The following is an 18348-nucleotide window of genomic DNA, read 5'->3' on the forward strand; positions in this document are numbered from 1 at the left end:
TGCTGATATTTGGGGCAACGACACACGCGCGGAGAACTCCCTGCGCGACATGCTCGGTCATTCCGCGACGACGAGCTCCACGACACCGGGTTCGTCGGTGCGGCGGAGAACGAGTCCCCGGCCACCGGTCCACGTCTCCAGCGTCCGAAGCGACCGGATGCGGGGGCGGTCCTCGGCGAGAGCCCGCACGAGGAGCCCCTTGGACTTCTTGTTGAAGTGGTTGAGAGCGCGACCGTGCTCCGTCACGACTCGCACGTAGCAGGAGGCGACGGCGTGCGGCACCGGGCCGAGCGCGACGTAGGCCTCGCTGCGCAGATCGAGGACGAAGTCGGGGTCCTCCCCCGCTATCGCCTCCATGGTGGCGTCTGCCCAGTGTCGGCGCAGCGCGGGCAGACCTGGAAGCGATATCCCTGCAGCGAGTCGGTACGGCGGTATGGGATCGAGAGCGCCTACCGGGCCGAGCGGGGCCGAGTGGATCCACACGTGTGCGCCGAGCCAGCGACGGGATGCGGGAGCGAGACTGCCCGCGTCGAGCGCGTCATACAGGACGCCGGTGTAACGGTTGACCGCCGGCATGGTCGCCGCGGAGCGCAGCATCCGATTGTGCGCGACATCGCCGGCCTGCTTCGGGCTGAGTTTCAGCACTTTCCGCGCGTGCTCTTCGTCTCCTGCAAGATCGACGAGAGCGTCGATCACCTCGTGACGCTTCGCGCCGAGGCCCGGAAGCGCGAGCGCGCCCAGGTCGAGAGGGGCACCGTCGCCTCCGGATCGCTTCGTCTCTGACGGGGGCAGCAGAATCTTCATGACACCTCGGTGATACAGACGCGTCCGCCCCGACCCCCGGAGGGGTCGAGGCGGACGCGATGAACTGAACTGCTCAGGCGATGAGAGCCGCGTTGCCTGCCACGATCGTCAGGACGTCGCCCTCCATCGAGAGGAAGCCGTCCTGCGCGTTGGCGAGCACCTTGGTGCCATCCGTCTGAGTGATGCGGACCTGGCCTTCGGCGAGGATGGCCAGAACCGGCTCGTGGCCGGTCATGAAGCCGATCTCACCCTCGACGGTCTTGGCGACCACGAGGCTCGCCTCTCCCGTCCAGACCTCCGCATCCGCGGAGACGAGGCTGACATGCAATGCCATGGTCAGCCGTTCTCCTTCTGGATCTTCGCCCACTGCTCTTCGACGTCGGAGATGCCACCGACGTTGAAGAAGGCCTGCTCGGCGACGTGGTCGAAGTCACCGCGGGTGATCGCATCGAAGGACTCGATGGTCTCCTTCAGCGGGACGGTCGAACCCTCGACACCCGTGAACTTCTTGGCCATGTAGGTGTTCTGCGAGAGGAACTGCTGGATGCGGCGTGCACGCGACACGACGATCTTGTCCTCTTCGGAGAGCTCGTCGACGCCGAGGATGGCGATGATCTCCTGCAGTTCCTTGTTCTTCTGGAGGATCTGCTTGACCGTGGTGGCGACGCGGTAGTGGTCCTCGCCCAAGTAGCGGGGGTCCATGATGCGCGACGTCGAGGTCAGCGGGTCGATGGCCGGGTACAGACCCTTCGACGCGATCTCACGCGAGAGCTCCGTGGTGGCGTCGAGGTGGGCGAACGTGGTCGCCGGGGCCGGGTCCGTGTAGTCATCGGCCGGCACGTAGATCGCCTGCAGCGAGGTGATCGAGTGGCCACGGGTCGACGTGATGCGCTCCTGGAGCACACCCATCTCGTCGGCGAGGTTCGGCTGGTAACCCACGGCGGAGGGCATGCGGCCCAGCAGCGTGGAGACCTCGGAACCGGCCTGCGTGAAGCGGAAGATGTTGTCGATGAAGAGCAGCACGTCCTGCTTCTGCACGTCACGGAAGTACTCCGCCATCGTCAGAGCCGAGAGGGCGACGCGCAGACGCGTTCCCGGCGGCTCGTCCATCTGGCCGAAGACGAGGGCCGTCTTGTCGAAGACACCCGCCTCTTCCATCTCGTGGATCAGGTCGTTGCCCTCACGGGTACGCTCGCCGACACCGGCGAACACCGACACACCACCGTGGTCCTGCGCGACGCGCTGGATCATCTCCTGGATGAGGACGGTCTTGCCGACACCGGCTCCACCGAACAGACCGATCTTTCCACCCAGCACGTAGGGCGTCAGAAGGTCGATCGACTTGATGCCGGTCTCGAACATGGTGGTCTTCGACTCGAGCTGGTCGAAGTTCGGAGCCTTGCGGTGGATGGGCCAGCGCTCGGTGACCTCGATGGTCTCACCGGGCTCGAGGTTCAGGACCTCGCCGATCACGTTGAAGACCTTGCCCTTGGTGACGTCGCCGACGGGGACCGAGATGGCCTCGCCGGTGTCGCGCACTTCCTGGCCGCGCACGATGCCGTCGGTCGGCTTCAGAGCGATGGCGCGAACGAGGTCGTCACCGAGGTGCTGAGCGACCTCGAGGGTGATCTCGACCGAAGAGTCGCCGATCACGATCGTGGTCTTGAGTGCGTTGTAGATGTCGGGGATCGAGTCGTGCGGGAACTCGATGTCGACAACCGGACCGTTGACGCGTGCGACGCGCCCGACGACCGCGGTCGCCGGCTGGTCAGCCGTAGCGGTGGGGGTCATTTTCGTCTCTCTCCTGATGGTCTATTTGCTCGACGAGAGTGCGTCGGCGCCGCCGACGATCTCCGCGATCTGCTGCGTGATCTCCGCCTGACGCGCGTTGTTGCGCAGACGGGTGTAGTCGGTGATGAGCTTGTCGGCGTTGTCGCTGGCCGACTTCATCGCCTTCTGCGTCGCGGCCTGCTTGGCAGCAGACGACTGCAGGAGAGCGTTGAAGACACGGCTCTGGATGTACACCGGCAGGATCGCGTCGAGGACTGTCTCGGCATCCGGCTCGAACTCGTACAGCGGATAGACGGCGTTGCCGGCCTCCGAGTCGTCGGCTTCCGTGATCTCCAACGGAAGCAGACGCACGGACTCTGGCGACTGCGTCATCATGCTGACGAAACGGTTGTACACGAGGTGGATCTCGTCGACGCCGCCGTCGTCTGCCCCGCGGCCGAAGTCCTCGAGCAGCTTCGCCGAGATCTCCTCTGCGGTGTGGAACGACGGGGTGTCGGTGTCGCCGGTCCACTCCGCAGCCGCCGCGATGCGACGGAACTGGAAGTAGCCGACGGCCTTGCGTCCGACGAGGTAGAACACCGGCTCCTTGCCCTGCTCGCGCAGGAGCTCCGCCACCTCGAGACCCTCACGGAGGATCTGCGAGTTGAAGGCTCCGGCGAGACCGCGGTCCGACGAGAAGATCACGACCGCGGAGCGGCGGATCGTCTCGGGCTCGCGCGTGAGCGGGTGGTCGACGTTCGAGTGCGTCGCGACGGCGGACACGGCCCTCGTCACGGCTCGCGCGAAGGGACTGGACGCTTTGACACGTCCCATCGCCTTCTGGATGCGCGAAGCCGCGATGAGTTCCATCGCCTTCGTGATCTTCTTGGTCGTCTGAGCAGAGCTGATCTTCTGCTTGTAGACCCTGAGTTGAGCGCCCATGAGTTCAGTTCCTCACGCGGTTACGCGCGACGACCCTTGACGATCTTCTCCTGGTTGACGTCGTCAGCCTCTGCTGCAGCGTGCTCCTCGTGGCCGGGAGCGCCGATGGCGTGTCCCTTGCCACCCTGGAACTCCAGGATGAAAGCGTCAGTGTGCTTCTCGAGCTCGGCGACGGTGTCGTCGTCGAGGACGTTGGTGTCACGCAGCGTCTCGAGAACCTGGGTGTTGCGACGCAGGTAGTCGAGCAGCTCGCGCTCGAAGCGCAGGACGTCGGAGACCTCGATAGTGTCGAGCTTTCCCTTGGTTCCGGCCCAGATCGAGACGACCTGCTCCTCGACCGGGTACGGCGAGTACTGAGGCTGCTTGAGCAGCTCGGTGAGACGCGCACCGCGGGAGAGCTGACGACGCGAAGCCGCGTCGAGGTCGGACGCGAACATCGCGAACGCCTCGAGCGAGCGGTACTGCGCGAGTTCCAGCTTCAAGGTTCCGGAGACCTTCTTGATCGACTTCACCTGAGCGTCACCGCCGACTCGCGAGACCGAGATACCCACGTCGACCGCGGGACGCTGGTTGGCGTTGAAGAGGTCGGACTGCAGGAAGATCTGGCCGTCGGTGATCGAGATCACGTTGGTCGGGATGTATGCCGAGACGTCGTTCGCCTTGGTCTCGATGATCGGCAGACCGGTCATCGAGCCCGCGCCGAGCTCGTCGGACAGCTTCGCGCAACGCTCGAGCAAACGCGAGTGCAGGTAGAAGACGTCACCCGGGTATGCCTCGCGGCCCGGCGGACGGCGCAGGAGGAGCGATACGGCACGGTAGGCCTCAGCCTGCTTCGACAGGTCGTCGAAGATGATGAGGACGTGCTTGCCGCCGTACATCCAGTGCTGACCGATGGCCGAACCGGTGTACGGAGCGAGGTACTTGAAACCGGCGGGGTCGGATGCAGGAGCGGCCACGATGGTGGTGTACTCCAGAGCGCCGGCCTCTTCGAGCGCGCCCTTCACCGAAGCGATGGTCGAACCCTTCTGGCCGATTGCGACGTAGATGCAGCGAACCTGCTTGTTGACGTCGCCCGACTCCCAGTTGTCCTTCTGGTTGATGATCGTGTCGATCGCGATGGCCGTCTTACCGGTCTGGCGGTCGCCGATGATCAGCTGACGCTGACCGCGGCCGACGGGGATCATCGCGTCGATGGCCTTGATGCCGGTCTGCATCGGCTCGTGCACCGACTTGCGCTGCATGACGCCGGGAGCCTGAAGCTCGAGCTCACGCACGCCGTCGGTGGCGATGGAGCCGAGGCCGTCGATCGGGTTGCCCAGCGGGTCGACCACGCGGCCCAGGTAGCCGTCGCCGACGGGGACGGAGAGGACCTCACCCGTGCGGGTGACTTCCTGGCCGGCCTCGACGCCGGTGAACTCACCGAGCACGACGACACCGATCTGGTGCTCGTCGAGGTTGAGCGCGAGTCCCTTGGTGCCGTCTGCGAAGGTGACGAGCTCGTTCGCCATCACGCCGGGAAGTCCCTCGACGTGCGCGATGCCGTCTGCCGCGTCGATGACGGTGCCGACCTCGGTCGCCGCGGCCCCAGTGGGCTCGTATGCTGCGGCGAAGTCCTTCAGCGCGTCACGGATGACGTCGGGGCTGATCGATAGTTCTGCCATTGTCTTCCCTTTGTATCTGGGTGCGCGGTTCCCCGCGCGAAGTCGTGTTAGCCGGCGAGCTTCTGGCGAAGGTCGGCGAGACGGGCGGAGATGCTGCCGTCGATGACGTCATCGGCGATCTGCACGCGCAGGCCTCCGACGACGGCGGGGTCAGAGACCTCGTTGAGCGAGATCTTGCCGTCGTAGCGACGCGAGAGTGCGTCCCTGAGACGAGTGCGCTGCGCATCCGTGAGCGGCTTGGCGCTGTGCACAGTGGCCACCACGCGGTCGCCCTGATCTGCGACGACCCGCGTTGCGCGACCGAGCATCTGACGCACGCGGCGATCACGAGGCTGGCGGACCAGCGACGAGACGATCACCGCAGTCGCGTCGCTGACGCCACCTGCGAGCAGCTTGTCGACGAGTGCACCCTTGGCGTCTTCTCCCCCGAGGCGGCTCCCGAGCGCGAGCTCGAGTTCCGCGTTCGCGGCGATCACGCGGGTGAAGCCGAACAGCTCTCCCGCGATGTCGGCCTGGGGCTCGGCGAGGGCAGCAGCTCGGATGGCGAGCTCCTCGATGCCGTCGACCAGCTGCGACGCCGAAGACCAGCGCTCGGCGACGACGGTCTTCAAGACACTCTGGGCGTCCTGAGAGAACCCGCCGAACACCGCTGCGACGACGTTCTGTCGCGCCTCGACCGGAGCCGAGGCGTCGGCGAGCGCGCCGCTCAAATGAGACGACTCCGTCACGGCACGCGCGGCTGCGAACAGCTCCCGTGCCGTGTCGAGAGTGACGTCCGTCGCTGCGGCAAGCGTCTGAGTGGATGCCGCGAGTGCCTGAGTGGTCGCGCTGCCCATTACTGAGCCGCCTTCTCGGATGCTTCGAGGTCTGCGAGGAAGCGGTCGACCACTGCGGTCGCACGTGCGTCGTCGGAGAGCGTCTCGCCGACCACGCCACCGGCGAGGTCGATGGCGAGCGAGCCCACCTCGCTGCGCAGCGAGACGAGAGCGGTCTGACGCTCGGCCTCGATCTGCGTGTGCGCGGTCGCGGTGATGCGAGCAGCCTCGCTCGACGCGGCGTCCTTGGCTTCGGCGACGATCTTCTTGCCGTCCTCGCGGGCGGCCTCACGGATCTCACCGGCCTCGGTGCGTGCCTCAGCGAGCTGGCGGGTGTACTCCTCGAGCGCGGCCTCAGCCTGCTTCTGTGCTTCGTCAGCCTTGGCGATGTTGCCCTCGATGGCGGCGGACCGCTTGTCGAGCATCGCCGTGAACTTCGGAAGGGCGACCTTCCACACGACGACGAGGATGATGAGGAACCACAGACCCGACCAGATGATGTCGTACCACGCAGGGATCAGCGGGTTAGGCGTTTCTCCCTCAGCCGCGAGGTTCGTGACAAGAGCGTTCAGCATCCTGTCTCCTTCTGAAGTCGGTAGAGATTACGGGAAGGGGATGAATCCGACGGCGATGCCGACGAATGCAAGCGCCTCGGTGAAGGCGATACCGATCCACATGAGGACCTGAAGGCGACCGGCCAGCTCGGGCTGACGGGCGACGCCCTCGATGGTCTTGCCGACGACGATGCCCACGCCGATGGCCGGACCGATCGCGGCGAGGCCGTAGCCGACCGATGCGAGGTGACCGTTGATGTCTGCGAGAACCGTAGTAGCGTCCACGGGTTTTTCCTTTCGTTGGGTGGGACGGCAGTTGCCGACCCGCTCAGTGCTCTTCTGCGACCGCGAGCTGGATGTAGACCGCGGTGAGGACGGTGAAGACGTATGCCTGGAGGACGGCGACAAGAATCTCGAAGAGAGTGAAGGCGCCGCCGAAGGCGAGGGTTCCGACACCGAGAGCGGCCCAGCCGCCACCTGCGGTGAAGAAGAAGAACTGGGTTGCCGCGAAGCACAGCACCAGGAGCATGTGGCCGACGACCATGTTCATCAGGAGTCGGAGCATCAGCGTGACGGGCCGGATGATGAAGGTCGAGAGGAACTCGATGGGCGTCACGATGACGTAGACCGGCCACGGAACACCGGCCGGGAACAGCGCGTTCTTGAAGAAGCCCAGGGGGCTCTTCTTGATACCCGCGTAGATGAAGGTGACGTAGCTCACGAGTGCGAGCGTCAGCGGCACGGCGGCGATGCTCGTGCCGGCGATGTTCAGGAACGGGATGATTCCCGTGATGTTCATGAACAGCACCATGAAGAAGATCGTGGTGAGGATCGGCAGGAATCGGTTGCCGTCCTTGCGACCGAGCAGATCGTGCGCGATGTTGGTGCGGACGAAGTCCAGACCCATCTCGACGACGCTCTGGAAGCGGCCGGGGACGATCTTCATGCGACGGGTTCCGAGAACCAGGAGCAGGACCACCACCACGACGGCGAGGAACTGCACGAGGTGGATCCGGTGGACGGGGATGACCCCGAACGCGTTGAAGAGGATCTCCGGGAAGAACTCGTCGATCGAAGGTCCGTGGAACTCGCCGTCAGAGGCGAGTTTGGGCATCAGGGTCGCAGCAAGATTGAACAGCGCGGGCTCCAGCTTCGGGGCACCGGTCAGAACCGGGGCGACGATGGTCGGTGTGCTTCAAGCGCAAGCGCTCGCGAACGAGCGGCGGGCACGTGTCAACACTATCAGAATCTGAGGGTGTCCTAAGACCGAGGGGCGTCTTCGGCCGGCCCGTCCTGATCACGGGGCTCGGGAATCAGGTTGTGCCTGCCGGGCGCGCGATCCTCGGGCACGACGGTGGGCAGCTGCACACCGGGCGCGTGGTCCGTCGGCGCCTCCGAGGGCAGAGTGGCATCGCTCACGTTCGGCAGCCGCATGCGCGTGAGCACGATCACGTCGATCACCAGCGACACGATCACGCCGGCGACGATCGAGAGGAAGAAGACCATGGGGTCCAGCCACGGCTGACCGGCGAGGAGGATCATCACGAGCAGGAAGACACCGAGCTTCAGCAGCCAGCCGCCGAGCACGATCGCGAAGAACAGCTGCACGTAGAGAGGGTCGCCGAACCAGCGGTTGGCGATCAGGATGCTGAGCGCGGTGATCCCGAGGAACAGCATGGCGAGCACGACGCCGAGTAGGCCGCTCACGAGGCCCTCTCCCCCGCCGACGAGAAGACCGACACCTCCGGCGATGATCGCGAGGACCACCATCGAGAGGGCGGACCAGAGCAGCGTCCTCCGCAGGATCGGATTGCTGGAAACGGGGCTCGGGCTCACGGGGACTCCACGGGTGTCGGGTCGGACTCAGCAGACGCCGCGGGCTTCCGTCGGCGCAGAGGATTCAGGGTGATGACGAGGCACGCGGCGATTCCCACGAGGCCGAAGACGACCCCGGGAAGATACTGGCCGGGCCAGTCCTCGCGGGCGCCCACGTACATCAGGAGGACGGCGAGGGAGATGACCGCCGTCCAGGCGTAGAAGATCAGCACGGCGTCGCGGTCGCGATGGCCGAGGTCGAGCATGCGGTGATGAAGATGCTTGCGGTCGGGAGAGAACGGCGACTTTCCCGCGTTCATCCGGCGCAGAACGGCCAGCCCGAAATCGAGGAGCGGCAGCAGCACCACCAGCAGCGGAAGCAGGATCGGGATGAACGCGCCGAGGAGCTGCGATCGGCCCAGGCGCTCGGGGTCGAGGGCGGAGGGTTCGAGCTGTCCGGTCACGGCGATCGCTGACGTCGCCATCAGCAGGCCGAGGACCAGAGCGCCCGAGTCGCCCATGAAGAGCTTCGCCGGGCTCCAGTTGAAGGGCAGGAATCCGAGGCAGGCGCCGATCAGCACAGCCGCCAGGAACGAGGCGAGGTTGAAGTAGCTGGACGCGCCGGTGTCACGCGTCAGGATGTAGGAGTACGCGAAGAAGACTCCGTTGGCGATCAGGCAGACGCCGGCGACGAGCCCATCGAGTCCGTCGATGAAGTTGACCGCGTTCATCACGATGACGATCGCGAACATCGTGATGGTGATGCTCAACCAGCTCGAGAACACGATCAGATCGCCGAACGGCAGGGAGAGGATCTGCAGCCCGCCCCCCACGGTGATGATCCCTGCGGCGAGGAACTGCGCGCCGAGCTTGATCATCCAGTCGAGATCCCACAGATCGTCCACGACGCCGATGACGGCGATCAGCAGCGACGCGGCGAGGATCGACCACATCGTCTGCGGCGGCATCCACATGGTGGCGAAGAATGGATTCGCGGCCGAGAATCCGATCGCTGCGGCGATGCCGAGGAAGATCGCGACGCCGCCGAGACGCGGCGTCGGGGTGGTGTGGACATCCCGCTCGCGGATCGTCGGGTAGAGCTTGAACCGCAGGCTCAGCCGCCAGACCGCCCAGGTCAACGCGAATGTGATCGCGGCGGTCAGGATGATCGTGAAGAGGTACTGCTTCACGAATCCCCGTCCGATTCCGGTGCCTGCGCGTCGGGCTCGAGCAGATCGCCGAGCACCTCCTCCAACCGCTCGCGGCTGACAGCGCCGACCCGGAGGATGCGCACGCCGCCCGTGGTGGGCTCAGCGCCGCGGGGCACCAGCGAGGTCGCGTCGACGATCGTCGACGCGATCCCGTCGCGGCTGACACCGTCGGCGAGATAGACCGAGACGCTGTCCCCGAGCATCCGCTCGGCATCGAGCGCCGAGATCGCCGACTCACGGCCCGTGAGGTTGGCGCTGGAGACCGCGAGCGGTCCCGTCTCGGCGAGCAGCTCGAGTGCGACGCGCCCTTCGGGCATCCTGACGGCGACTGTGCCCTCCGTGTCTCCCAGGTCCCAGACGAGGGAGGGCTGGGCGGGCAGGACGATGGTCAGGCCGCCGGGCCAGAACTCATCGACGAGACGCTGGACGGGCTCCGGCACGGACTCCGCGAGCGCGTGCAGGGTCTCCTTCGTGCCGATGAGCACGGGCGGGGGCTGGTTGCGCCCTCGTCCCTTGGCATCGAGGAGGCGCTGCACCGCTGCGGGCGAGAAAGCGTCGGCGGCGACGCCGTAGACCGTGTCGGTGGGCATGACGATGAGTTCGCCGCGGCTGATCGCCTGGCGGGCGTGGCGCATGCCGGCGAGGAGCTGGGCCTCATCGCCGCAATCGAAGATGGAGGACATGACGATCCGATTCTAGTTGGGGATGCCTGTGCGGTTCGTGTCCGCGTCTCAGGGGCGCAGAGCGGTCGTCGCTCTGTCTCGGAGCGTGAGGTCGCGGTGCGTCGCCGCCGCCCGCCACCCGTCGCGGGTGAGGATGCTGCGGATCTCCTCGCCCTGCAACTCGCCGTGCTCGATGACCAGAAGCCCGCCCGTATGCAACAGCTCGAGGGCGCGCACGCTGAGCACGCGCACGACGTCGAGGCCGTCCTCTCCCCCGTACAGCGCCATCGACGGATCGAAGAGGCGCACCTCGGGGTCGCGGGGAACAGCGGCGTCAGGGACGTACGGCGGGTTCGAGATCACGACGGACGCCGTGCCGTCGAGCTCGGGGAACGCATGCGCCAGGTCTTCATTCACCAGGGTGAGATTGTCCACGCCAGCGGTGTTCCGTACCGCCCACGGGTAGGCGTCGGGCGACAGCTCCGTCGCGAAGACACGCGCATGGGGCACCTCGGTGGCCATGGCGAGAGCGATCGCGCCGCTGCCTGTGCCGAGGTCGATGCCGATCGGCGCGGGAAGCGCGGAACCCAGGAGGGCGTCGATCGCGTACTGCACCACGGTCTCGGTCTCCGGTCGAGGCACGAAGACCCCCGGACCCACGGCGAGTTCCAGATGCCGGAACGGCGCGGTTCCGGTGATGTGCTGCAGCGGCTCCCTGCCCGCCCGGCGGGTGACCAGGGCTCGCAGTGAATCCGCATCCGCCTCCTCGACCGCATCGCCGCGGATGATGACGGCCTGCACCTCTCCCCGTCGCAGACCCAGGACGTGGCCCGCGAGCAGCTCGGCATCGACGAGGGGATCCGAGACGCCCGCGTCGGCGAGTTGTCGGGCCGCGGCATGCACGGCTGAGGCGAGGGTGAGATCGGGCATGGATCAAGCGTAGAGCGCAGAAGGTGTCATATTGCCCACCCCTCCAGAGTGCTCGCCTAGGCTGGAGCGCGCAGTCCCCCCGCACAGGAAGGCTCTCCCCATGCCCGGAATCCACTCCGACATCACCACCGCTTTCGGCAACACTCCCCTGGTTCGCCTGAACCGGGTCACCGAGGGCCTCGGTGCCACCGTGCTGGCCAAGCTCGAGTTCTACAACCCGGCCTCGAGTGTCAAGGACCGGCTCGGCATCGCGATCGTCGACGCCGCAGAGGCATCGGGCGAGCTCAAGCCCGGGGGCACGATCGTGGAGGCGACCAGCGGCAACACCGGTATCGCCCTGGCGATGGTCGGCGCCGCCCGCGGCTACAAGGTGATCCTGACGATGCCCGCGTCGATGTCGAAGGAGCGGCGCATGCTTCTCAAGGCATTCGGCGCCGAACTCGTGCTCACCGACCCCACCAAGGGCATGACGCACGCTCTCGCCGAGGCGGAGGACATCGCCGCCCGCACGCCGGGCGCGGTGCTGGCGAAGCAGTTCGCCAACGAGGCGAACCCCGCGATCCACCGCAAGACCACAGCGGAGGAGATCCTCCGCGACACGGAGGGCTCGGTCGACTACTTCGTCGCCGGGATCGGCACCGGCGGAACCATCACCGGTGTCGGCCAGGTTCTGAAGGAGCGCGTCCCCGGCGTGCAGATCATCGCCGTCGAGCCCAAGGACTCCCCGATTCTCACCGAGGGGCACCCCGGACCGCACAAGATCCAGGGCATCGGACCGAACTTCGTGCCCCCCATCCTCGATCGCGATGTCCTCGACGAGGTCATCGACGTCACCTTCGACGACGCCATCCGTGTCGCGCGTGAGACCGCGCGCAAGGAGGGCATCCTCGTGGGCATGTCGAGCGGCGCCGCGATCTGGGCCGCTCTGCAGGTCGCGCAGCGCCCCGAGGCTGCGGGCAAGACCATCGTCGTCATCATCCCGTCGTTCGGCGAGCGCTACCTCTCGACCGCCCTGTACGAAGACCTTCGCGAAGGCTGATCCGCTCGATGGGCATGATCGGCCGAATGCGCGAGGACATCGCGGCAGCGCGCATCCGCGACCCCGCGGCGCGCAGCGGCGCTGAGGTGGCGCTGCTGTATCCGGGGCTGCACGCGATCTGGGCGCATCGCGTCTCGCACGCGCTCTGGCGCCGACGGCTGCGGCTCGTCGCCCGGGCCACCTCGCAGATCTCGCGCTGGCTCACCGGCATCGAGATCCACCCGGGGGCGCGGATCGGCCGACGCTTCTTCATCGACCACGGCATGGGTGTGGTGATCGGCGAGACGGCGGAGATCGGCGACGACGTGATGCTCTACCACGGCGTCACGCTCGGCGGTCGCACGCGAGACGCCGGCAAGCGTCACCCCACCCTCCGCGACGGTGTCGCCGTCGGCGCGGGGGCGAAGATCCTGGGGCCGGTCACGATCGGCGAGGGCTCGGTGGTCGGGGCGAACGCCGTGGTGACCCGTGACGCCCCGGCTGACAGCATCCTCGTCGGAGTGCCGGCGAAGCCGCGGGCACGGATCATGGGTGAGGACACCAGAGCCGTGCTGACCGCGCCGGACTACTCGATCTGACGCTCTCGCGAGTGCATCACGCGCCGCGGCGCGACCGCACCTTGTCGACCTTCTTGCGGAGGAAGATCAACGGCAGCAGAACGCTGCCCAGTGCGGTGATGAGCCAGACGATCACGGATCCGAGCAGCCACCCCGAGAGATCGACGATGCGCAGCCCGCCGATCGGCAGCAGCACGACGATGACGAGCGAGATGAGCGTCGAGAAGATCCCGATGCCGCCCATCAGCACGGGCGCGTAGCGATCGGCCATCCTGCTGACCCACGGAGCGAGAACGCTCTGCAGGATCGCGAAGATCACGATGCAGACCACGAATCCCCACCATTTGTCCCACTCGATCTGGAAGCCCTCGAGCAGGAGGTCGGCGGCGATGAGGCCGAGACCTGCGGACACGAGATACATGAGCGCGCGGAACAGAAGGGTGATCACGGCCTGAGCCTATCGCTCTCACTGCGCGACGAAGAAGGGGATCGCTCCCGACAGGATGCCGACGGCGAGCATCACCAACGACACGATCACCGCGCGCCAGAGCACCTTCTTGTGATGATCGCCGAGGTTGACGCTCGCGAGCGAGACGAGCAGCAGGATCGCCGGCACCAGAGGGCTCTGCAGGTGCACGGGCTGACCGATGATCGACGCCCTCGCCATCTCGACGGGATCGATTCCGAAGGTCGCTGCGCTCTGGGCGAGCACAGGAAGGATGCCGAAGTAGAAGGCGTCGTTGGACATGAAGAAGGTGAACGGGATCGACAGGACTCCGGTGATGGGTGCGAGGAAGGGCCCGAGCGCCGGCGGCAGCACATCAGTGATCCACGTCGCCATCGCATCGACCATGCCGGTGCCGGTCAGCACGCCGACCAGAACTCCGGCGGCGATGACCATCGACACCACCCCGACGATGCTCGGGGCGTGTGCGACGATCTCCGACGCCTGCTCCTTGATCCCCCGGAAGTTGACGAGCAGCGCGACCGCTGCACCGACCATGAAGACGTACGGAAGCGGCATGATGTCGAGCACGAGCAGGACCATCACGGCGAGCGTGAGGGCGAGGTTGAACCAGATGAGCCTCGGCCGCAGCGTGGGCCGTGCGGGGTCGAGCATGGTGTCCGCCATGGCCGTGTCCGCCGGGTCCACGCTCGCCGCGGCCACCGGGTTGCGCCCACCCGCCACGACGACGATGTTGCCGGTGCGCAGCGCCGCACGGGCACCGGGCGTCGCATCCGAGCCGCGGAAGATCTTCGGCACCGTCGAGAAGGCTCCGCCGTCTGCGCCTGTGAGCAGCGCCTCGGAGTCCAGGCGGCCGAGACGACGTCGCTCCTGCAGACCGAGCATCCAGGCGAAACCGAGCGTCACGACGATGCCGACTCCGAGCGCCGGCAGCATGGGAACGAAGATGTCGGTCGGCTGCAGACCCAGAGCGGTCGCGGCGCGCACAGTCGGCCCGCCCCACGGCACGATGTTCAACGTGCCGTTCATCAACCCGGCGACGCAGGTGAGGACGACCGGGCTCATGCCGAGACGGAGATAGATCGGCAGCATCGCCGAGGTCGTGATGATGAACGTCGTCGAGCCGTCGCCGTCGAGAGAGACAGCGCCGGCGAGGATCGCCGTGCCCAGCACGACCTTTGCGGGGTCGTCACCGAGAACGCGCGTGATGACGCGGATCAGCGGGTCGAACAGGCCGACGTCGATCATGATCCCGAAGAACATGATCGCGAACATCAGCAGTGCGGCGGTCGGTGCCATGGTGGCGATCGAGTCGAGGATCATGTCGCCCATGCCGAGCCCGGCGCCGGCGAACAGCCCGAACACGGTCGGCACGAGGATCAACGCCACCATGGGAGTCAGCCGCTTCGTCATGATCAGAGTCATGAAGGCGAGCACCATGGTGAATCCGAGAAGGACGAGGACCCACTCCGGCGGAACGAACGCGACGTCGTAGGTCGGCGCCTCTTCGGCGGCCGCTGACAGGCCGGTGAGTACGTCGGGCATGCTGTGACTCCTTCGTCGGGGATCCGTCGACTCCGACGGATCCTGACGAGACTAGGCAATCCGTCGCTTGCGAGCGCGGTATGCCGCATTCCCGGACGTTGTGCGCGTAGCGTGAGTTCTGCGCATATTGCGCGATGGTCGCGTGCGAAGGGAACAGGGTGTCGAAGAAGACGACGAGACCTCGGTTCGCCACACGGACGCTGCTGCTGCACCTCGGCACGGTCGCGCTCGTGGTCGCGCTGTGCACCGGTGTGTACCTCGCACTCGCCGTGCAGCAGCTGCGCGCCGAAGCCGAGTCGACCGCCCTCGGCATCGCCAGGACCCTGGCCGAGGACCCGCAGGTTCGCGCCGAGGTCGCGCGCATCTCCTCATTGCAGGAGACGCCGGAGGCCGAGGTGCTCAGAAACGGCGAGCTGCAGCGCATCGCGTCGGACGTGTCCGACCGCACCGGCGCGCTCTTCGTGGTGATCGCCGACTCGGACGGCATCCGCCTGGCCCACCCCACCAGCTCACGCATCGGCCAGAGGGTCAGCACGCCTTTCGAGGAGGTTCTCGCCGGGAACGAGGTCGTCGACTGGCAGACCGGCACCCTCGGCGAGTCGGCGAGAGCCAAGGTGCCGGTGCGTGACGAGGCCGGCGTGCCCGTCGGCGAGGTCAGCGTGGGGTTCGAGCGCACGGGCGTGTTCGACGACCTCCTACCCCTGCTCGCCGTGATCGGCGCCACAGCCGCGGGGGCGGTGTGTCTGGCGATCATCGCGTTCCTTCTGCTGCGTCGTCGCTGGGAGCGGCTCACGCTCGGCGTGCAGCCGGAAGAGCTCGTGGCGCTCGTGCAGAACCAGACAGCAGTGCTCAACGGCGTCGACGACGGCGTGCTCGCGGTCGACATCGCTGGCGTCGTGCGGGTCAGCAACGATGCGGTCGACCGTATGCTCGGGCTCGATTCGCCGGTCGGACATCGGCTGGCGGAACTCGGACTTCCTCCGGCTGTCGTCGAGACCGCGACGGGCAGGCGCACCACATCGACCGCGGCGGTGGGCGGACGCGTCCTGTACTTCGACTCCAGACCCGTCATCCGCGACGGGAGGCCGCTCGGAGACGTGCTGATCATCCGCGACCGCACCGACCTCATCGCGCTGACGGAGCGGCTGGAGACCGTGCGCGCGGTCACCACTGCGCTGCGCGTGCAGCGCCACGAGTTCGCCAATCGCATGCACGTGGTCGCCGGACTCATCGATGCGGCCAGGATCGACGACGCCAGAGGCTTTCTCGATGAGCTCGTCGAGCGGGGCTCGGTCGCGTTCCCCGTCGCCGGGCTCGAGCTGCTCAGCGATCCCTTCCTGCATTCGTTCCTCGGCGCCAAGGGCATCGAAGCCGGTGAGCGCGGCGTCGCGTTGCGGATCGCGGACGAGACCCAGCTGATCGGAAGTGTGGCAGAGCCGGAGGACGTCGCCGCCGTGCTGGGCAACCTCGTCGACAACGCGGTGAAAGCAGCCGCCTCCGGAGAGCGGATCCCCCGCTGGGTGGAAGTCGCGGTGCTGGGAGACGGTGACGCGCTGGTCGTCACGGTCGCGGATTCCGGGCCGGGACTCGCGGGGATCGATCCGATGGCGCCGCGGACGCCGGGTGAGGACGACCACGATCACGTGCACGGCCACGGTCTGGGCATCCCCCTGGCTCGAGACATCGCGCGCCGCCGTGGCGGAGACCTCTGGATCATCGACGCGGGGGGCGGGGAGCACGGCGCCGTTCTCGCCGCGCGCATCGGCCGCGCCGTGTCCGACACTCCGACGACCGAGGAGAAGCAATGACCGACCCCCTCCGCGTACTGATACTCGACGATGACTTCCGCGTCGGCCTGCTGCATCAGAGCATCGTCGACGACCAACCGGCCTTCACCGCCCTGGAGCCGGTGCGGTCTCTCGCCGAGGCGAGGGAGCGCATCCGCTCGGCGCGCCCTGACCTGCTCCTCGCTGATGTCTTCCTCCCCGACGGAGACGGCATCGCTCTGGTGCGGGAGGCCGGGATCGACGCGATCCTCATCTCGGCGGCTGACGACGCACCCACCGTGCGCCGGGCGCTCAGATCAGGTGCCGTCGGATATCTGCTGAAGCCTTTCGACCGACGCGCGCTGATCGGCCTGCTCGAGCGCTACGCGCGGTACCGCAACCTGCTCGCCGGCGACCGGCCCCTGCGTCAGGAGGACGCCGACCGTGCTCTGGCGATCCTGCACGGCGCCGGAGAACCGGTGTCGGTCTCGCGTTCGGCGACGGAGCAGCTGGTGCTCGCCGCACTCGGCGATGGCGAGGCCTCGGCGGCCGAGGTCGGGGAGCTCGTCGGGATCTCGCGCGCCACTGCACAGCGTCACCTCGCGGCTCTCGCTGCTCGCACCGTCGTGGAGGTGCGGCTGCGCTACGGCGCGACCGGACGACCCGAGCACCGATACGCCGCCCGCACCTGATCGGAGCACAGGCGAGGACCGAGGCGCGATCGGCTCAGGAGTCGGAGCCCACCGCGGCGAGCCGGGCTTCTTCGTCTGCCTGGATGGCACTGACGATGATCGGCTCGAGCGCACCGTCCATCACCTGGTCGAGGTTGTACGCCTTGAAGCCGGTGCGGTGGTCGGCGATCCGGTTCTCGGGGAAGTTGTACGTGCGGATGCGCTCCGAACGATCCATCCCGCGGATCTGCGACTTGCGCGCGTCGGATGCCGCTGCATCCAGCTCCTCCTGCTGCTTCGCGAGCAGCCGCGCTCGGAGCACGCGCATCGCCGCCTCACGGTTCTGCAGCTGGGACTTCTCGTTCTGCATCGACACGACGATGCCGCTCGGCAGGTGCGTGATGCGCACAGCCGAGTCCGTGGTGTTCACCGACTGGCCGCCAGGGCCCGATGAGCGGAACACGTCGATCTTCAGGTCGTTCTGGTTGATGGCGATCTCGTCGGGCTCATCGACCTCGGGGAACACCAGCACTCCGGTGGTCGAGGTGTGGATGCGCCCCTGCGACTCGGTGGCCGGCACGCGCTGCACGCGGTGCACGCCGCCCTCGTACTTCAGGTGCGCCCAGACGCCCTGGGCCGGGTCGGTCGACGACCCCTTGATCGCGACCTGGACATCCTTGTAGCCGCCGAGGTCGGACTCGTTCCGCTCGAGCAGCTCGGTCTTCCATCCCTTGGACGCCGCGTACTGGATGTACATGCGGAGCAGATCTGCGGCGAACAGCGCCGACTCGGCACCGCCCTCCCCCGCCTTGATCTCCATGATCACGTCGCGTGCATCGTCGGGGTCACGAGGGATGAGCAGACGCCGGAGCTTCTCCTGCGCCGTCTGCAGACCCTCTTCGAGGGACGGGACCTCGGCGGCGAACGCCTCGTCGTCGCGAGCGAGCTCACGCGCAGCGTCCAGATCTTCGGATGCCGCCACCCAGGCCTCGTAGGCGGCGACGATCCTCGACAGCTCGGCGTAGCGACGATTGACGCGCTTCGCCCGAGCAGCATCGGCGTGCACCGCCGGGTCGGAGAGTTCCTCCTGCACCCGGCGATGCTCGTCGATCAGAGTCTGGACGGACTCGAACACGTCAG

The 18348-nt window shown here is 67.1% G+C and carries 20 protein-coding genes; 4 read left to right on the forward strand and 16 right to left on the reverse strand.

Annotation, left to right across the window (positions count from 1 at the left end; genetic code table 11):
* Positions 1–57: 57 nt before the first annotated feature.
* From OB895_RS04870 to prmC, 13 genes are all read right to left on the reverse strand, one after another.
* On the reverse strand, positions 58–804 hold the full coding sequence (locus OB895_RS04870) for a YaaA family protein (protein ID WP_079112637.1): 747 nt from the start codon (positions 802–804) through the stop codon (positions 58–60).
* A 73-nt stretch (positions 805–877) separates the two neighbouring features.
* Complete coding sequence (locus tag OB895_RS04875; protein ID WP_042541845.1) at positions 878–1138, reverse strand: F0F1 ATP synthase subunit epsilon; 261 nt, start codon at positions 1136–1138, stop codon at positions 878–880.
* 2 nt (positions 1139–1140) lie between these two features.
* Entirely contained in the window at positions 1141–2595 is a 1455-nt protein-coding gene (atpD, locus tag OB895_RS04880) for a F0F1 ATP synthase subunit beta (RefSeq protein WP_042541846.1), read from the reverse strand.
* Positions 2596–2616: 21 nt separating this feature from the next.
* On the reverse strand, positions 2617–3516 hold the full coding sequence (locus OB895_RS04885; RefSeq protein WP_042541847.1) for a F0F1 ATP synthase subunit gamma: 900 nt from the start codon (positions 3514–3516) through the stop codon (positions 2617–2619).
* A 20-nt stretch (positions 3517–3536) separates the two neighbouring features.
* Complete coding sequence (atpA, locus tag OB895_RS04890) at positions 3537–5177, reverse strand: F0F1 ATP synthase subunit alpha (RefSeq protein WP_042541848.1); 1641 nt, start codon at positions 5175–5177, stop codon at positions 3537–3539.
* Positions 5178–5224: 47 nt separating this feature from the next.
* Entirely contained in the window at positions 5225–6013 is a 789-nt protein-coding gene (locus OB895_RS04895) for a F0F1 ATP synthase subunit delta (RefSeq protein WP_042541849.1), read from the reverse strand.
* Positions 6013–6567, reverse strand: coding sequence for a F0F1 ATP synthase subunit B (locus OB895_RS04900; RefSeq protein ID WP_042541850.1), 555 nt, complete (start codon positions 6565–6567; stop codon positions 6013–6015). Before OB895_RS04900 ends, OB895_RS04895 begins: the two co-directional genes overlap by 1 nt.
* Positions 6568–6594: 27 nt before the next feature.
* Complete coding sequence (gene atpE, locus OB895_RS04905; protein ID WP_042541851.1) at positions 6595–6831, reverse strand: ATP synthase F0 subunit C; 237 nt, start codon at positions 6829–6831, stop codon at positions 6595–6597.
* Between the two features lie 43 nt (positions 6832–6874).
* A complete protein-coding gene (gene atpB, locus OB895_RS04910; RefSeq protein WP_042541852.1) occupies positions 6875–7660 on the reverse strand; it encodes a F0F1 ATP synthase subunit A in 786 nt (261 codons plus the stop codon).
* 146 nt (positions 7661–7806) lie between these two features.
* A complete protein-coding gene (locus OB895_RS04915; RefSeq protein ID WP_042541853.1) occupies positions 7807–8382 on the reverse strand; it encodes a Cg1360 family ATP-synthase-associated protein in 576 nt (191 codons plus the stop codon).
* On the reverse strand, positions 8379–9551 hold the full coding sequence (locus OB895_RS04920) for an MraY family glycosyltransferase (RefSeq protein ID WP_042541854.1): 1173 nt from the start codon (positions 9549–9551) through the stop codon (positions 8379–8381). The genes OB895_RS04915 and OB895_RS04920 overlap by 4 nt, the downstream gene beginning before the upstream one ends.
* Entirely contained in the window at positions 9548–10255 is a 708-nt protein-coding gene (locus OB895_RS04925) for an L-threonylcarbamoyladenylate synthase (protein ID WP_042541855.1), read from the reverse strand. Before OB895_RS04925 ends, OB895_RS04920 begins: the two co-directional genes overlap by 4 nt.
* A gap of 48 nt (positions 10256–10303) precedes the next feature.
* Positions 10304–11164: a peptide chain release factor N(5)-glutamine methyltransferase gene (gene prmC, locus OB895_RS04930; protein ID WP_079112636.1), complete on the reverse strand. Its 861-nt coding sequence runs from the start codon at positions 11162–11164 to the stop codon at positions 10304–10306.
* A 100-nt stretch (positions 11165–11264) separates the two neighbouring features.
* Between prmC and cysK the strand changes: the two genes are divergently transcribed.
* A complete protein-coding gene (gene cysK, locus OB895_RS04935; protein ID WP_311879335.1) occupies positions 11265–12203 on the forward strand; it encodes a cysteine synthase A in 939 nt (312 codons plus the stop codon).
* A gap of 8 nt (positions 12204–12211) precedes the next feature.
* Positions 12212–12781, forward strand: a complete 570-nt coding sequence (gene epsC / locus OB895_RS04940) for a serine O-acetyltransferase EpsC (RefSeq protein ID WP_042541858.1) — start codon at positions 12212–12214, stop codon at positions 12779–12781.
* Between the two features lie 16 nt (positions 12782–12797).
* Here epsC and OB895_RS04945 read toward each other — a convergent pair whose 3' ends face one another.
* Together OB895_RS04945 and OB895_RS04950 are read right to left on the reverse strand one after the other, a co-directional pair.
* Positions 12798–13208: a phage holin family protein gene (locus OB895_RS04945; RefSeq protein WP_079112633.1), complete on the reverse strand. Its 411-nt coding sequence runs from the start codon at positions 13206–13208 to the stop codon at positions 12798–12800.
* A gap of 18 nt (positions 13209–13226) precedes the next feature.
* Entirely contained in the window at positions 13227–14771 is a 1545-nt protein-coding gene (locus tag OB895_RS04950) for a CitMHS family transporter (protein ID WP_311879338.1), read from the reverse strand.
* 158 nt (positions 14772–14929) lie between these two features.
* On the opposite strand from OB895_RS04950, the gene OB895_RS04955 reads away from it, so the two are divergent.
* Both OB895_RS04955 and OB895_RS04960 read left to right on the forward strand, forming a co-directional pair.
* Complete coding sequence (locus tag OB895_RS04955; protein WP_311879340.1) at positions 14930–16579, forward strand: sensor histidine kinase; 1650 nt, start codon at positions 14930–14932, stop codon at positions 16577–16579.
* The gene (locus OB895_RS04960) at positions 16576–17229 is read left to right on the forward strand and encodes a response regulator (RefSeq protein ID WP_079112630.1); all 654 of its coding nucleotides are present in this window, start codon (positions 16576–16578) and stop codon (positions 17227–17229) included. Before OB895_RS04955 ends, OB895_RS04960 begins: the two co-directional genes overlap by 4 nt.
* A gap of 34 nt (positions 17230–17263) precedes the next feature.
* Here the strand turns inward: OB895_RS04960 and prfA are convergent, their stop codons facing one another.
* Positions 17264–18343 (reverse strand): peptide chain release factor 1, encoded by a 1080-nt coding sequence (gene prfA, locus OB895_RS04965; RefSeq protein ID WP_042541861.1) that lies wholly within the window; start codon positions 18341–18343, stop codon positions 17264–17266.
* Positions 18344–18348 lie beyond the last annotated feature (5 nt).

The sequence above is a fragment of the Microbacterium forte genome (assembly GCF_031885415.1).
In the GTDB taxonomy this organism is placed as follows: Bacteria; Actinomycetota; Actinomycetes; order Actinomycetales; family Microbacteriaceae; genus Microbacterium; species Microbacterium forte.

What these genes read in the sequence shown, in the direction of transcription:
- OB895_RS04870 (WP_079112637.1), bottom strand. Translation starts at nt 804, where the DNA reads ATGAAGATTCTGCTGCCCCCGTCAGAGACGAAGCGATCCGGAGGCGAC.
- OB895_RS04875 (WP_042541845.1), bottom strand. Translation starts at nt 1,138, where the DNA reads ATGGCATTGCATGTCAGCCTCGTCTCCGCGGATGCGGAGGTCTGGACG.
- atpD (WP_042541846.1), bottom strand. Translation starts at nt 2,595, where the DNA reads ATGACCCCCACCGCTACGGCTGACCAGCCGGCGACCGCGGTCGTCGGG.
- OB895_RS04885 (WP_042541847.1), bottom strand. Translation starts at nt 3,516, where the DNA reads ATGGGCGCTCAACTCAGGGTCTACAAGCAGAAGATCAGCTCTGCTCAG.
- atpA (WP_042541848.1), bottom strand. Translation starts at nt 5,177, where the DNA reads ATGGCAGAACTATCGATCAGCCCCGACGTCATCCGTGACGCGCTGAAG.
- OB895_RS04895 (WP_042541849.1), bottom strand. Translation starts at nt 6,013, where the DNA reads ATGGGCAGCGCGACCACTCAGGCACTCGCGGCATCCACTCAGACGCTT.
- OB895_RS04900 (WP_042541850.1), bottom strand. Translation starts at nt 6,567, where the DNA reads ATGCTGAACGCTCTTGTCACGAACCTCGCGGCTGAGGGAGAAACGCCT.
- atpB (WP_042541852.1), bottom strand. Translation starts at nt 7,660, where the DNA reads ATGCCCAAACTCGCCTCTGACGGCGAGTTCCACGGACCTTCGATCGAC.
- OB895_RS04925 (WP_042541855.1), bottom strand. Translation starts at nt 10,255, where the DNA reads ATGTCCTCCATCTTCGATTGCGGCGATGAGGCCCAGCTCCTCGCCGGC.
- prmC (WP_079112636.1), bottom strand. Translation starts at nt 11,164, where the DNA reads ATGCCCGATCTCACCCTCGCCTCAGCCGTGCATGCCGCGGCCCGACAA.
- cysK (WP_311879335.1), top strand. Translation starts at nt 11,265, where the DNA reads ATGCCCGGAATCCACTCCGACATCACCACCGCTTTCGGCAACACTCCC.
- epsC (WP_042541858.1), top strand. Translation starts at nt 12,212, where the DNA reads ATGGGCATGATCGGCCGAATGCGCGAGGACATCGCGGCAGCGCGCATC.
- OB895_RS04950 (WP_311879338.1), bottom strand. Translation starts at nt 14,771, where the DNA reads ATGCCCGACGTACTCACCGGCCTGTCAGCGGCCGCCGAAGAGGCGCCG.
- OB895_RS04960 (WP_079112630.1), top strand. Translation starts at nt 16,576, where the DNA reads ATGACCGACCCCCTCCGCGTACTGATACTCGACGATGACTTCCGCGTC.